The organism is Pseudomonas sp. HMSC067G02 (assembly GCF_001813485.1).
GTDB classification, from domain to species: Bacteria; Pseudomonadota; Gammaproteobacteria; order Pseudomonadales; family Pseudomonadaceae; genus Pseudomonas; species Pseudomonas aeruginosa.
Window position 1 is genome coordinate 59,030 of sequence record NZ_KV812625.1, and the last position, 13,877, is coordinate 72,906.

The following is a 13,877-nucleotide window of genomic DNA, read 5'->3' on the forward strand; positions in this document are numbered from 1 at the left end:
CGTTGTACAGACTGCTGTTGGTTATGCATGTTTTTCCCCGCCCTCAGGAGCGTTCCTTGAGAGTCAGGCTGCGCGGACGCTCCAGCCAGTTCCCCTCTCCGTCAGGAACGATTTCGATCACGTCTATTTTTCCTTCGCTGATGCCGACGACCTTGCCGTCGTTGCGCCCCAGGTAGTCCCCGACCCTCACCCGGTGCACGCCACCCGCGCCCTTCACCAGGGCGAAGGTGCCCTGGGCGTTGGACAGGGTGCCGACCATCTCGAAGGTCTCGATGTTGAAGCCTTCCAGGAACTGCTTGACCCGCGTCTCATCGGGCTTGATCACCTTGTTGCCCTTCTGCCGCACGGTCAGGTCGATCTTCACCGGCGGCTGGAACGGGCTGCGTAGCGACGCGGCGCTATAGGTGAAGGCCTCGTACGGCTGGAACTTCGGCAACGGCTCGATGGTGCCCTTGGGTCGGGCGCGAACCTCGTCCATGTAGGACTGCAGATCGGCGAAATCGGAACCGCCGCCGCATCCGGCCAGGCTGGCGAGCAGCAGGCTGCTCAGAATCAGGCGGGCTCTCATTTCTTCAGCCCCTTGTCGTTGTAGCGATAGGTCTTGGCCAGGATGCTCATGCGCAGCTTGGACGTGCTGCCGGGCGCGACCGGCTTGATCTCGAAGTCATGCAGGGTGACGATCCGCGGCAGGCTGGACACGCCGCTGACGAAGGTCGCCAGGTCGTGGTAGCCGCCGACCACGCTGATCTGGATCGGCAGCTCGATGTAGAACTGCTGGGCAACCTCGGGAAGCAGCTTGATTTCCTCGAACTCAAGGCCGCTGCCCAGGCCGGTACGAGTGATGTCCTCGAGCAGCCCGGGTACCTCGGTGTCGCTGGGCAACTGCCGCAGCAAGGCGCCGAAGGACTCTTCCATCTCCTTCATCTGTGCCTTGTAGGCTTCCAGGTTCGCGGCCTGGAAGGCCTTGGTGGAGAACTGCTGCTTGAGCGTCTCCTCTTCCGCGGCCTGCTGTTCGAGCTGAGCCTGCATGTCACTCAGATGGAAGTTGTAGCCCAGCGCCAGGACCGCCGCGGTCAGCAGCACGCAGACGATGACCTTGACCGCCGCCGGCCAGGAACCGATGTTGTTCAGGTCGAGATCGTTGATATCGATCTTGCGCAGACTTTCCAGGGAACTGGCCAGACTCATTTCTTGGCTCCTTGCGCAACCCCATGCTTCGCCTTGGCGTCTTCCTCGCCGGGCTGCGTCTGCTGCACGGTCAGTTGGAACACGTTGGCCTGGTCCACCGCGCCCTGGGTCACCGCCTTGACCTCGTTCAGGGTCGGGGCGGTCAGCCACTCGGACGCGTCCATGTTGCGCATGAGATTGGAAACGCGGTTGTTGGACTCGGCCGCGCCGGCGATGGCGATGTTCTTGCCGGTCATCTTCAGGTCGGTGAAATACACGCCGTCGGGCAAGGTCCGCACGAGCTGGTCGAACACCCGTCCGATGATGGGACGGTTGCCCTGCAGGTCCTGGATGATCTTCATCCGCTCGAGCAATTGCTGGCGCCGCGACTTCAGTTCGCTGATTTCCTTGATCCGGGCGTCGAGTACGACGATTTCCTTGCGCAGGAAGTCGTTGCGGGCGTTCTGGTTCTCGATGGCCGCGGTGAAGTACTGGTCGCCAAGGAATACCAGCGCAGCCGATGCCACCAGGACGCCGCCAAGAATCACTAGGAACTGCTGCTTGCGCTGCTCGCGCAGCTCTTCGCGCCAGGGTAGAAGGTTGATCCGTGCCATCAGTCGAAACTCCTCAACGCCAGGCCGCAGGCGATCATCAACGCCGGAGCGTCGCTGGCCAGGGCGCCGGCATTCACCTTGCCGTTCAGCGCCATGTCGGCGAACGGGTTGGCGACCAGGGTCGGGGTGCCGATCTTCTGCTGGATCAACCGATCGAGATCCTGGATAGACGCCGTACCGCCCGCCAGGACGATGTAGTCGACGTCGTTGAACTGTCCGGCGGCGAAGAAGAACTGCAGCGAGCGGGAAACCTGCTGCACCACGGCGTCCTTGAACGGACGCAGAACTTCGCTGTCGTAGTCATCCGGAAGACCGCCCTGCTTCTTGGCGAGACCGGCTTCCTCCACCGAGAGTCCGTAACGCCGCTGGATCTCCTCGGTGAGCTGGCGACCGCCGAACAGCTGTTCGCGGGTATAGATGGTGCGTCCGTTGTGCAGGACGCTCAGGGTGGTCATGGTCGCGCCGATGTCCACTACCGCCACGGTCAACTGGTCGGTGTCGGCACCCAGCTGGCTGCTCAGCAGCGCATAGGAGCGCTCCAGCGCGTAGGCCTCGACGTCGACCACCTTGGCGGTCAGGCCGGCCAGCGCCAGGGCCGCTTCGCGAACCTCGACGTTCTCTTTCCGACAGGCGGCCAGGAGTACGTCCACGCGCTCGGGATTGCGCGCGGAGAGTCCCTGGACCTCGAAGTCGATGGCGACTTCCTCCAGCGGATAGGGGATGTACTGGTCGGCCTCGATCTTCAGCTGGTTTTCCAGTTCATCCTCGGAAAGCCCGGCCTCCATCTCGATGGTCTTGGTGATCACCGCCGAACCGGCGACGGCGACCACGGCCGACTTCAGGTTGGTTTTCGCCTTGACCAGCACCCGTGACAACGCCTGGCCGACCCCTTCCAGCTCGACGATGTTCTTTTCCACGACTGCATTCGGCGGAAGCGGCTCGACGGCATAGGCCTCCACTTTGTAGCGGCCTCCGGAGCGGCTCAACTCAAGGAGCTTTACCGAGGTCGAGCTGATGTCGATCCCCAGCAAGGTGTTCGCTTTCTTCTTTATGAGCCCTAGCACGACCAATTCCCTATTAGCGTTCAATACTTACGAACGATTCTTCTTTTTTCACATTAGATACCAGAGCCGAAGGCCAGGCAAATGGCTAGGTCACAGAAAAATTGCTTATAATGTGAACAGCTTTTGCCTTTTTCCTGTCCTATTCGCTTAACTCTTTCTTTTTCCTGGAAATCCGAATCTACCCATGCGCCTGCTGAAGTTCCTGTGGTGGACTTGCGTCACCCTGATTTGTGGAGTGCTGCTCAGTTTCAGCGGCGCCTATCTCTATCTGAGTCCCAGCCTGCCCTCGGTGGAAGCTCTGCGTAACGTCCAACTGCAGATCCCCCTCAAGGTCTACAGCGAGGACGGCAAGCTGATCTCCGAGTTCGGCGAGATGCGCCGGACGCCGATCCGCTTCGCCGACATCCCGCAGGACTTCATCCATGCCCTGCTGTCCGCCGAGGACGACAATTTCGCCAACCATTATGGCGTCGATGTGAAAAGCCTAATGCGCGCCGCCGCGCAATTATTGAAAAGCGGTCACATCCAGACTGGCGGCAGCACCATCACCATGCAGGTAGCGAAGAACTACTTCCTTACCAATGAAAGAAGCTTCTCGCGAAAGATCAATGAAATCCTCCTGGCCCTGCAGATCGAGCGACAGCTGACCAAGGACGAGATCCTCCAGCTCTACGTCAACAAGATCTACCTGGGCAACCGTGCCTATGGCATCGAGGCTGCCGCACAGGTCTATTACGGCAAGCCGATCAAAGACTTGAGCCTGGCCGAGATGGCGATGATCGCCGGCCTGCCGAAAGCGCCCTCGCGCTACAACCCGCTGGTCAACCCGACCCGCAGTACGGAGCGGCGCAACTGGATCCTCGAGCGCATGCTCAAGCTCGGCTTCATCGACCAGCAGCGCTACCAGGCCGCCGTCGAGGAGCCGATCAACGCCTCCTACCACGTGCAGACCCCCGAACTGAATGCGCCCTACATCGCCGAGATGGCCCGTGCCGAGATGGTCGGCCGCTACGGCAGCGAGGCCTATACCGAGGGCTACAAGGTCATCACCACGGTCCGCAGCGACCTGCAGAACGCCGCCAGCCAATCGGTCCGCGACGGCCTCATCGACTATGACCAGCGCCACGGCTACCGCGGCCCGGAGACCCGCCTACCGGGCCAGACCCGCGACGCCTGGCTCAAGCACCTGGGCCAGCAACGCAGCATCGGCGGCCTGGAGCCGGCGATCGTCACCCAGGTGGAAAAGAGCGGGATCATGGTGATGACCCGCGACGGCAAGGAAGAAGCCGTGACCTGGGACAGCATGAAATGGGCACGCCCCTTCCTCAGCAACAACAGCATGGGCCCGATGCCGCGCCAGCCCGCCGACGTGGCCCAGGCCGGCGACCAGATCCGCGTGCAGCGCCAGGAAGACGGCACCCTGCGCTTCGTACAGGTTCCCGCCGCACAGAGCGCGCTGATCTCCCTGGACCCGAAGGACGGGGCGATCCGCTCGCTGGTCGGCGGCTTCTCCTTCGAGCAGAGCAACTACAACCGCGCGATCCAAGCCAAGCGCCAGCCGGGCTCCAGTTTCAAGCCGTTCATCTACAGCGCGGCCCTGGACAATGGTTTCACCGCCGCCAGCCTGGTCAACGATGCGCCGATCGTGTTCGTCGACGAGTACCTGGACAAGGTCTGGCGACCGAAGAACGACACCAACACCTTCCTCGGCCCGATCCCGCTGCGCGAAGCCCTGTACAAGTCCCGCAACATGGTCTCGATCCGCGTCCTGCAGGGCCTGGGCATCGAGCGGGCGATCAGCTACATCACCAAGTTCGGCTTCCAGCGCGACGAACTGCCGCGCAACTTCTCCCTGGCCCTGGGTACCGCGACAGTCACACCGATGGAAATCGCCGGCGCCTGGAGCGTATTCGCCAACGGCGGCTACAAGGTCAATCCGTACGTCATCGAACGCATCGAGAGCCGCGACGGACAGGTGCTGTACCAGGCCAATCCGCCCCGCGTGCCGGTGGAAGAACAGGTCGCTGCGCCGGATGCGGAAGACGCCGGGAATCCTGGCGACCCCGAGCATCCGGAGAGCGCCGAAGGCGAAGGTTCGATCGAAGCCCAGCAAGTCGCCGCCAAGGCCCAGACCACCTTCGAGCCGACCCCGGCCGAGCGGATCATCGATGCCCGTACCGCCTATATCATGACCAGCATGCTGCAGGACGTGATCAAGCGCGGTACCGGGCGCCGCGCCCTGGCGCTGAAGCGCACCGACCTGGCCGGCAAGACCGGCACCACCAACGATTCCAAGGATGGCTGGTTCTCCGGCTACAACTCCGACTACGTGACCAGCGTCTGGGTCGGCTTCGACCAGCCGGAGACCCTGGGTCGCCGCGAGTACGGCGGTACCGTCGCGCTACCGATCTGGATCAGGTACATGGGCTTCGCCCTCAAGGACAAGCCGATGCACACCATGGCCGAGCCGCCAGGCATCGTCAGCCTGCGCATCGACCCGGTAACCGGCCGTTCGGCCGCGCCGGGCACTCCCGGCGCCTATTTCGAGATGTTCAAGAACGAGGACACCCCGCCCTCGGTCAACGAACTGCCGCCGGGCAGCTTCCCTGGCAGCCCGCTGCCGGATGACGAAGGCGCGCCGATCGACCTGTTCTGAACCGGCGCCTGCGCTTCGTCGACGACGACGGAGCGCGAGGCGCAGGCAAAAAGAAACCCCGCCAAGGCGGGGTTTCTTTTTATCCGGCGGATCGATCAGCCGTTGAAGACTTCGTCCACCGATTTCAGCGGATAGTTCTTCGGATACGGCAGGGTAGCCACGCCGGTCTCGATGGCAGCCTTGGCCACGGCATCGGAAACCACGGTGATCAGGCGCTTGTCCATCGGCTTCGGAATGATGTACTCGCGGCCGAATTCCAGCTTGTCCACGCCATAGGCGGCGCAGACGTCCTCCGGGACCGGCTGCTTGGCCAGGTCGCGCAGGGCCAGGGCGGCGGCGATCTTCATCTCTTCGTTGATGCGCGTGGCACGTACGTCCAGGGCACCGCGGAAGATGAAGGGGAAACCGAGCACGTTGTTGACCTGGTTCGGATAGTCGGAACGTCCGGTAGCCATGATCACGTCGTTGCGGGTGGCATGGGCCAGTTCCGGCTTGATCTCCGGGTCCGGGTTCGAGCAGGCGAACACGATCGGGTTCGGCGCCATGCGCTTGAGGTCTTCCGGCTCCAGCAGGTTGGCGCCGGACAGGCCGACGAACACGTCGGCGCCCTCCAGGGCGTCGGCCAGGGTACGCTTGTCGGTCTCGGTGGCGAACACCGACTTGTACTGGTTCAGATCGTCGCGACCGGCGTGGATCACGCCCTTGCGGTCGATCATGTAGATGTTCTCGACCTTGGCGCCCATGCTCACCAGCAGCTTCATGCAGGAGATGGCGGCAGCGCCGGCGCCGAGGCAGACGATCTTCGCTTCTTCCAGCTTCTTGCCGGCCAGTTCCAGCGCGTTGAGCATGCCCGCCGCGGTAACGATGGCGGTGCCGTGCTGGTCATCGTGGAACACCGGGATGTCGCACTGTTCGATCAGCGCGCGCTCGATCTCGAAACACTCGGGAGCCTTGATGTCCTCGAGGTTGATACCGCCGAAGGTGATGGAAATACGCTTGACGGTATCGATGAAAGCCTGCGGGCTCTCGGCGTCGACCTCGATGTCGAACACGTCGATGCCGGCGAAGCGCTTGAACAGCACACCCTTGCCTTCCATCACCGGCTTGGAGGCCAGCGGGCCGAGGTTACCCAGGCCGAGAATCGCGGTGCCGTCGGAAATCACTGCCACCAGGTTGCCCTTGCCGGTGTACTGGTAGGCCAGCTCGGCATCGCGGGCGATTTCACGCACCGGCTCGGCGACACCCGGGCTGTAGGCCAGGGACAGGTCCCGGGCGGTAGCGGTGGGTTTGGTCAGCTCGACACTCAGTTTTCCCGGACGGGGTTGTGCGTGATATTCGAGGGCAGCGGTTTTAAGATCGGACATTTGGGCACTTCCGCTTTATTGCTTGTTGGACAGACGGGGCGACCGAGCATACGCAAGAAGACGACGCCCCACAAGATCGTCAGGACCCGGCTGTCAAGACCTCTAGCGTACGACTTTAAGCCAATCGCCCGGACGGGGTTCACCGCTCGGATAAAGGTCATTCAGCAGACGCAGACGAGCCACGGAGTCACTCAATGACCCCTCGCCGCCAGCCGCCAATTGCTCCAGCGTCTGCCCCGCCTTGACCTGCACCAGATGCAGGCGTCGCGGCTGCGCCAGGGCCCGCTCCTTGTCGCGCAGCGGACGGAAGCTGCGGATCACGCTGAGGAAGCGGTCGTCCTGGGTCTCCAGGGAACCGACCTTGACCACGCCGACGAACAGGTAGGCGCGGTCGCCCTGGTAGATCACAGCAACCCGTCGCGCCGGGTTGCCTGGCACCACCGCCGTGTAGCCGTTCAGCCCGGCCTGCTTCAGCGACTCTTCCTGGGCCAGCCGTTGCCCGGCGTTCTTGCGCAGGAACTCCGCGGGCGTCAGGCGGGAATCATGGGGCACCAGCTTCATGCCGATGAACGACTGCTCGTCCGCCGGATAGCCAAGCAGGGCGCTGGGCTGGTTGAGGATCTTCCAGCCCGCCGGATAGCTCAGGGTGAAGTCCAGCTCGGCATGGTAGAAGTTCTGCCCGCGACGCACCCCGGCCGATGCCGAGTCGCCGAACGGCATGCCTTCCAGATGGCGAAGAAAGACCTCGCGCCCCACTTCCTGCTGTCCGTTGGCCAGCTGCCGGGCCGGGCCGACCACTTCCTGCAGGCGCCGGTCGTTGTCCGGATGGGTATCGAACAACCCGTGGTAGCCGCCGGCCTGTACCGCCTGGCCATTACGCGCGGCCTCTTCGCGAGCGAAGTCCTCCTGGTTCTTCAGCACCCGCACCACCTGGATCATCGCCGTCGGATCGTAGCCGGCGCGGGCCAGGTACTGGGCGCCGAGACCATCGGCCTCCAGTTCCATGTCACGCCCGTAGCCGCGGACGAAGGCCGTGCCGAGCACGTTGGCCAGGTCGCCGGCGGCGCCGACCCCGGTGCCGATCGCCACCGCCTGGCCAAGGATGTTCCAGGCGCTGGCCTGACTCTGCTGGCGCACGCTGTGGCGCGCCGTGACATGGCCGACCTCATGACCGAGCACCGCGGCCAGTTCGGCCTCGGAGCCAAGGTAGGCGATCAGTCCGCGATGGATATAGATGTAGCCGCCCGGCAGGGCGAAGGCGTTGATGTCCGGCGAATCGATGACGGTGAAATGATATTGCAGGTTGCTGCGGTGGCTGCTGCGGGCGACCCGCTCGCCTACCCGTTGCACGTAGGCCTGGAGCTTTTCATCGTTGTAGCGGGGGAACTGCTTGAGGATTTCCTGGTTGTAGCGAGCGCCCATGCCGAGTTCCTGCTGCTCGCTCATCATCACGAAATCGCTCTTGCCGGTGGCCGGGTTCACCGCGCAGCCGCCCAGAGCGCCGACTCCCAGCAACAGCAGCAGGAGCCAGGCGGTCTTCATGGCAACCATTCCAGCATCGCCGGATCGGTCACCGACATCTGCCAGCGCGCCTTGCCGGCCGGCACAGCGCCACGGCGGGAACGATCGACCACCCAGCCACGCACTTCCAGCGAACGTCCCGCCATCTGCATCACCCGTTTCGCATCGAACGCCTTGAGCACCTTCGGCTCGATCCGCAGGACCAGCGGACCGTCCATCTCCAGCCAGATACCGCCCCGGTTGCGTTCGACCTCGAGCACCCGCCCGCGGACCACGGCGAAGCCGCTCTGCGCCAGTCGATCGAGCGAAAGCACCGGCGAACGCTTCCATACACCCAGATTAGCCGAACGCGCGGCACGTTCCGCCGTTTGCTGACAGGCCGTCAGCTCGGTGTTCGGCGCGACCGCCACCAGGTAGCCCAGGCCCTCGCCGAGCAGGCGCGCCTCGAGGTTGGCGCCGCTGGCATCGAACAGGTGCGCCAGGGTCCTCCCGTAGTGATCGCGGGCCTGGCGGCCCGGCTGCAGCGCGAGACGCCCGTCGCTGGCCGATACCAGCGCCTGCAGCCGCTGCTTCGCGGCTTCGGCGAAGGGCTCGGTGGTGCGGCCGTTGTGCGCCAGTTCAGGCGCATTGATACCGATCAGCCGCACGCTGCGGCCATCGCGCAGGCGCACGGTATCGCCGTCCACCACCCGCGCCACCTCGACGTTCTGCAAGGCACCGGTAGGCCGGCAGGCCTCCGCCGCACCGGCGAAGGCGGAAACCACGGACATGAAAAAGGCGCCCACCAGGGACGCCTTTCTCGGTACAGCGACAAGTAGCATTGCGCGCGTTCGCGGCAAGCGGCTTACTTGGTGGCGCCGAATACGCCGAAACGCTGCTTGAAGCGGTCGATACGGCCGCCGGTGTCCAGCACCTTCTGCTTGCCGGTGTAGAACGGGTGGCATTCGGAGCACACGTCCAGGTGGATCGGCTTGCACAGGGTGGAACGGGTCTTGATGACGTTACCGCAGCTGCAGGTAGCTTCGATAGCTTCGTAAGTCGGATGGATGTCCGCTTTCATGATTCAATCCTCGAGGCGTTGTGTGCCGCCACCCAGCGCGTTTACCAGGCACCGCACGTAATTAAGGGCGTGGATCATACCAGACCGATTCATCTATGCAAGCGACCCCGCCCGCCGGTCGTCTGCTAACATCGCCGGCCCAGTCCTCGTTTCCTTCATCCCCGGAAGCCGCTGAGTGTCAGACCTGATCCTACGCCTAGCCCTGCCTTCGCCACTCCGCCGCCTGTTCGACTACCGCGCGCCCCGCGGCATTCCGCGCAGCGCCCTACAGCCGGGGATTCGCCTGCTGCTGCCGTTCGGGCGCCGGGAGCTGGTTGGCGTTCTGATAGAGGTGACGGACCGTTCCGAAGTACCCGAAGACAAGCTCAAGCCTGCCCTCAGGGTACTCGACGCCAAGCCGCCGATGCCGGCGCACCTGCTCGAACTCTGTCGCTGGACCGCCCAGTACTACCAGCACAGCCTCGGCGACACCCTGTCCTGGGCGCTGCCCAACCTGTTGCGCCAGGGCGAGCCGGCCGAGGCGCGCCAGCAGCGCTTCTGGCATGCCGCCGCGCAATCCAGCCTCGACGATCCGCGCCTGGCCCGGGCGCCGCGCCAGCGCCAGGCCCTGGCGATTCTCAAGCAGCATCCGCACGGGGTTTCCCATGAGTTGCTGAACCAATTGGAAATAAACAAGGACAGCCTCGACCTGCTCAAGGAAAAAGGCCTGGTCGAACTGGAGGTGCGGCGCCACAGCACCCCGCCGCGCGAAGGCGGCTGGCTGGCCCAGGCGGAGTTGCCGCTGAACCCCGAGCAGCGCGCCGCCTTCGAGGCGGTTCGCGCCAGCCACGGCGGTTTCCATTGCTTCCTGCTGGCCGGGGTCACCGGCAGCGGCAAGACCGAGGTCTACCTGCAACTGATCCGCGAAACCCTGGCCGCAGGCCGCCAGGCCCTGGTGCTGATTCCCGAGATCAACCTGGGCCCGCAGACCCTGGCGCGTTTCGAACGCCGCTTCAACGCGCGCATCGCCCTGCTGCATTCGGCCCTGACCGACCGCGAGCGCCTCGATGCCTGGCTCGCCGCCCGGGATGGCGAGGCCGACATCGTCATCGGCACCCGCTCGGCACTGTTCACGCCGCTGAAGCGGCCGGGACTGATCATCGTCGACGAGGAACACGACGCCTCCTATAAACAGCAGGACGGCCTGCGCTACCACGCCCGCGACCTGGCACTGGTACGCGCGCGCCTGGAGAATGTGCCGATCCTGCTCGGTTCGGCCACGCCCGCCCTGGAAAGCCTGCACAACGCCCAGGCCGGCCGCTACGGCCTGCTGCGCCTGACCCAGCGCGCCGGTGGCGCGCACCCGCCGAAGTTCATCCGCCTCGACGTGAAGAGCATGCCGCTCGACGCCGGCCTTTCCCGTCCGCTGCAACAGGCCATCGGCGATACCCTGGCGGCCGGCCAGCAGGTCCTGGTATTCCTCAATCGCCGCGGCTTCGCTCCGACCCTGCTTTGCCACGACTGCGGCTGGATCAGCCAATGCCCGCGCTGCGACGCGCGGATGACCGTGCACCAGGGCAGCGGCGAGTTGCGCTGCCACCACTGCGACCACCGCCAGCGGCCGCCGATGAACTGCCCGCAGTGCGGCAAGCTCGACCTGCGTCCGCTAGGCGCCGGCACCGAGCGCGCCGAGGAACGCCTGCGGATTCTCTTCCCGAACCATCCGGTGCTGCGCATCGACCGCGACAGCACCTCGCGCAAGCACGCCATGCGCGACCTCTTCGCCACCATCAACAGCGGTGAGCCATGCATCCTGGTCGGCACCCAGATGCTCGCCAAGGGGCACCACTTCCCACGGGTCACCCTGGTGGCGATCCTCGATGCCGATGGCGGCCTGTTTTCCGCCGACTTCCGCGCCAGCGAACGCATGGCCCAGCAGATCGTCCAGGTCGCCGGCCGCGCAGGACGCGCCGAGGAGCCCGGGCGGGTACTGATCCAGACCCACCTGGCCGATCACCCGCTGCTGGTCCAGCTCACCGAGGACGGCTACTTCGCCTTTGCCGAACAGGCCCTCAGCGAACGCCGCGCCGCCGGCCTGCCGCCCTTCGCCCACCTCGCCCTGCTGCGCGCCGAAGCGCACAAGCCGGGCCAGGCGGAAGCCTTCCTCGACAGCGCCTGCAGTGCCGCCGAGCAATTGCTCGAGCAGATGGGCGGACCGGAGGTGGAACTGCTCGGGCCGGTGCCCGCGCCCATGGAGCGGCGTGCCGGCAAGCACCGCGCGCAACTGCTGCTGCAGTGCATGAGCCGGGCGCCGCTGCATCGCCTGCTGACACCCTGGCTGCAGAGCCTCGAACAGTTGCCCGGCGGGCGCCAGGTGCGCTGGTCGCTCGATATCGATCCGATCGACCTGTTCTGAGCGCCTTCCAGGAAGACGCCCCGCTTGACTGGGGTCAGCCGGAATCCGCGATGTCCGGCGCAAACTGTCGGCTAATCGCCGCAACGGTTGGCAACGCCTGTCCGCCCACGGATAATGCGCGGTTCTGAGCCTCGACCGGCCACCCCGCGCACATCGCGGGGAGTGAACTTCGGAGCGCCGCATCCGCCGGCCCTTCCCCTGCCCGACCGTCGCGCGCCGCCCCTCTGCCCGCGAGCACGGAGAGAACGATGAAAGACACGATTCGCCAGCTGATCCAGCAAGCCCTCGACCAACTGACCGCGGACGGCACCCTGCCCGCCGGCCTGACCCCGGACATCCAGGTGGAGAACACCAAGGACCGTAGCCACGGCGATTTCGCCAGCAACATCGCCATGATGCTGGCCAAGCCGGCCGGGATGAAGCCGCGCGACCTGGCCGCCAGGCTGGTCGAGGCAATCCCCGCCCACGAGCAACTGGCCAAGGTGGAGATCGCCGGCCCCGGCTTCCTCAACTTCTTCCAGGATCACGTCTGGCTCGCCGCCAGCCTCGACCGCGCCCTCGCCGACGAACGTCTCGGCGTGCGCAAGGCAGGCCCGGCGCAGCGCGTGGTGATCGACCTGTCCTCGCCGAACCTGGCCAAGGAAATGCACGTCGGGCACCTGCGCTCGACCATCATCGGCGACGCCGTCGCGCGCGTCCTCGAGTTCCTCGGCGACACGGTGATCCGGCAGAACCACGTCGGCGACTGGGGCACCCAGTTCGGCATGCTGCTCGCCTACCTGGAAGAGCAACCGGTCGACGCCGAGGCCGAGCTGCACGACCTGGAGGTCTTCTACCGCGCGGCGAAGAAACGCTTCGACGAGTCTCCCGAATTCGCCGACCGCGCCCGCGAACTGGTGGTCAAGCTGCAGGCCGGCGACCCCGACTGCCTGCGCCTGTGGACCCGCTTCAACGAGATTTCCCTGTCGCACTGCCAGAAGGTCTACGACCGTCTCGGCGTGAAGCTGAGCATGGCCGACGTCATGGGCGAGAGCGCCTACAACGACGACCTCGCCCAGGTGGTCGCCGACCTGACCGCCAAGGGCCTGCTCACCGAAGACAACGGCGCGTTGTGCGTCTTCCTCGAAGAGTTCAAGAACGCCGAGGGCAATCCACTCCCGGTGATCGTGCAGAAGGCCGGCGGCGGCTACCTCTACGCCACCACCGACCTCGCCGCCATGCGTTATCGGCACAACGTGCTGCACGCCGACCGCGTGCTGTACTTCGTCGACCAGCGCCAGGCCCTGCACTTCCAGCAGGTCTTCGAAGTGGCGCGGCGCGCCGGTTTCGTTCCGGCCGGCATGGAGCTGGAGCACATGGGCTTCGGTACCATGAACGGCGCCGACGGCCGTCCGTTCAAGACCCGCGACGGCGGTACGGTGAAGCTGATCGACCTGCTGGAAGAGGCCGAGAGCCGCGCCTATGCGCTGGTCAAGGAACGCAACGAGCAGCGCGCCGAGCGTGGCGAGGAGCCGTTCGACGAGGTCCAGCTGCGCGAGATCGGCCGGGTGGTGGGGATCGACTCGGTGAAGTACGCCGACCTGTCCAAGCACCGCACCAGCGACTACAGCTTCAACTTCGAACTGATGCTCAGCTTCGAAGGCAACACCGCACCCTACCTGCTCTACGCCTGCACCCGCGTGGCCAGCGTCTTCCGCAAGCTCGGCCAGGGCCGCGAGCAACTGGGCGGGAAGATCGTCCTCGAGCAGCCCCAGGAGCTGGCCCTGGCCGCACAACTGGCGCAGTTCGGCGACCTGATCAACAACGTCGCGCTCAAGGGCGTGCCGCACCTGCTCTGCGCCTACCTGTACGAGTTGGCCGGGCTGTTCTCCAGTTTCTACGAGCACTGCCCGATCCTCACCGCCGAGGACCCGGCGCAGAAGGACAGCCGCCTGCGTCTCGCCGCGCTGACCGGCCGTACCCTGGAACAGGGCCTGGAGCTGCTCGGTCTGAAGACTCTGGAACGCATGTAATCGAACCCGCCCGAACAGGAGTCC

Annotated in this window: 11 protein-coding genes; 3 read left to right on the top strand and 8 right to left on the bottom strand. The window is 65.1% G+C overall.

Annotation, left to right across the window (positions count from 1 at the left end; translation table 11 throughout):
* Nucleotides 1-43 precede the first annotated feature (43 nt).
* The 4 genes from pilP to pilM are packed head-to-tail and all read right to left on the bottom strand — an operon-like array spanning nt 44 to nt 2,845.
* Nucleotides 44-568, bottom strand: coding sequence for a type 4a pilus biogenesis lipoprotein PilP (gene pilP / locus HMPREF2914_RS02860; RefSeq protein ID WP_003095836.1), 525 nt, complete (start codon nt 566-568; stop codon nt 44-46).
* Nucleotides 565-1,188, bottom strand: coding sequence for a type 4a pilus biogenesis protein PilO (gene pilO, locus HMPREF2914_RS02865; RefSeq protein ID WP_003103268.1), 624 nt, complete (start codon nt 1,186-1,188; stop codon nt 565-567). The genes pilP and pilO overlap by 4 nt, the downstream gene beginning before the upstream one ends.
* A complete protein-coding gene (gene pilN, locus HMPREF2914_RS02870) occupies nt 1,185-1,781 on the bottom strand; it encodes a type 4a pilus biogenesis protein PilN (RefSeq protein WP_003095839.1) in 597 nt (198 codons plus the stop codon). The genes pilO and pilN overlap by 4 nt, the downstream gene beginning before the upstream one ends.
* A complete protein-coding gene (gene pilM / locus HMPREF2914_RS02875) occupies nt 1,781-2,845 on the bottom strand; it encodes a type IV pilus assembly protein PilM (RefSeq protein WP_003110888.1) in 1,065 nt (354 codons plus the stop codon). Before pilM ends, pilN begins: the two co-directional genes overlap by 1 nt.
* Nucleotides 2,846-3,029: 184 nt before the next feature.
* Here pilM and HMPREF2914_RS02880 point away from each other — a divergent pair, with 184 nt between their 5' ends.
* Nucleotides 3,030-5,501, top strand: a complete 2,472-nt coding sequence (locus tag HMPREF2914_RS02880) for a penicillin-binding protein 1A (RefSeq protein ID WP_023092706.1) — start codon at nt 3,030-3,032, stop codon at nt 5,499-5,501.
* Nucleotides 5,502-5,596: 95 nt separating this feature from the next.
* On the opposite strand, the gene HMPREF2914_RS02885 is transcribed toward HMPREF2914_RS02880, so the two are convergent.
* The 4 genes from HMPREF2914_RS02885 to rpmE all read right to left on the bottom strand — a co-directional run bounded on the left by HMPREF2914_RS02885 (nt 5,597) and on the right by rpmE (nt 9,446).
* The gene (locus HMPREF2914_RS02885) at nt 5,597-6,865 is read right to left on the bottom strand and encodes a malic enzyme (RefSeq protein ID WP_003095842.1); all 1,269 of its coding nucleotides are present in this window, start codon (nt 6,863-6,865) and stop codon (nt 5,597-5,599) included.
* A gap of 102 nt (nt 6,866-6,967) precedes the next feature.
* Nucleotides 6,968-8,407: a M48 family metalloprotease gene (locus HMPREF2914_RS02890; RefSeq protein ID WP_003095844.1), complete on the bottom strand. Its 1,440-nt coding sequence runs from the start codon at nt 8,405-8,407 to the stop codon at nt 6,968-6,970.
* Complete coding sequence (locus HMPREF2914_RS02895) at nt 8,404-9,171, bottom strand: thermonuclease family protein (protein WP_003141789.1); 768 nt, start codon at nt 9,169-9,171, stop codon at nt 8,404-8,406. The genes HMPREF2914_RS02890 and HMPREF2914_RS02895 overlap by 4 nt, the downstream gene beginning before the upstream one ends.
* Nucleotides 9,172-9,230: 59 nt before the next feature.
* The gene (gene rpmE, locus HMPREF2914_RS02900; RefSeq protein WP_003095846.1) at nt 9,231-9,446 is read right to left on the bottom strand and encodes a 50S ribosomal protein L31; all 216 of its coding nucleotides are present in this window, start codon (nt 9,444-9,446) and stop codon (nt 9,231-9,233) included.
* Nucleotides 9,447-9,621: 175 nt separating this feature from the next.
* Between rpmE and HMPREF2914_RS02905 the strand changes: the two genes are divergently transcribed.
* Both HMPREF2914_RS02905 and argS read left to right on the top strand, forming a co-directional pair.
* Nucleotides 9,622-11,841, top strand: coding sequence for a primosomal protein N' (locus tag HMPREF2914_RS02905; protein WP_022579991.1), 2,220 nt, complete (start codon nt 9,622-9,624; stop codon nt 11,839-11,841).
* Nucleotides 11,842-12,089: 248 nt separating this feature from the next.
* Complete coding sequence (gene argS, locus HMPREF2914_RS02910; protein ID WP_003110892.1) at nt 12,090-13,853, top strand: arginine--tRNA ligase; 1,764 nt, start codon at nt 12,090-12,092, stop codon at nt 13,851-13,853.
* Nucleotides 13,854-13,877 lie beyond the last annotated feature (24 nt).

What these genes read in the sequence shown, in the direction of transcription:
- pilP (WP_003095836.1), bottom strand. Translation starts at nt 568, where the DNA reads ATGAGAGCCCGCCTGATTCTGAGCAGCCTGCTGCTCGCCAGCCTGGCC.
- pilO (WP_003103268.1), bottom strand. Translation starts at nt 1,188, where the DNA reads ATGAGTCTGGCCAGTTCCCTGGAAAGTCTGCGCAAGATCGATATCAAC.
- pilN (WP_003095839.1), bottom strand. Translation starts at nt 1,781, where the DNA reads ATGGCACGGATCAACCTTCTACCCTGGCGCGAAGAGCTGCGCGAGCAG.
- HMPREF2914_RS02880 (WP_023092706.1), top strand. Translation starts at nt 3,030, where the DNA reads ATGCGCCTGCTGAAGTTCCTGTGGTGGACTTGCGTCACCCTGATTTGT.
- HMPREF2914_RS02885 (WP_003095842.1), bottom strand. Translation starts at nt 6,865, where the DNA reads ATGTCCGATCTTAAAACCGCTGCCCTCGAATATCACGCACAACCCCGT.
- HMPREF2914_RS02890 (WP_003095844.1), bottom strand. Translation starts at nt 8,407, where the DNA reads ATGAAGACCGCCTGGCTCCTGCTGCTGTTGCTGGGAGTCGGCGCTCTG.
- rpmE (WP_003095846.1), bottom strand. Translation starts at nt 9,446, where the DNA reads ATGAAAGCGGACATCCATCCGACTTACGAAGCTATCGAAGCTACCTGC.
- argS (WP_003110892.1), top strand. Translation starts at nt 12,090, where the DNA reads ATGAAAGACACGATTCGCCAGCTGATCCAGCAAGCCCTCGACCAACTG.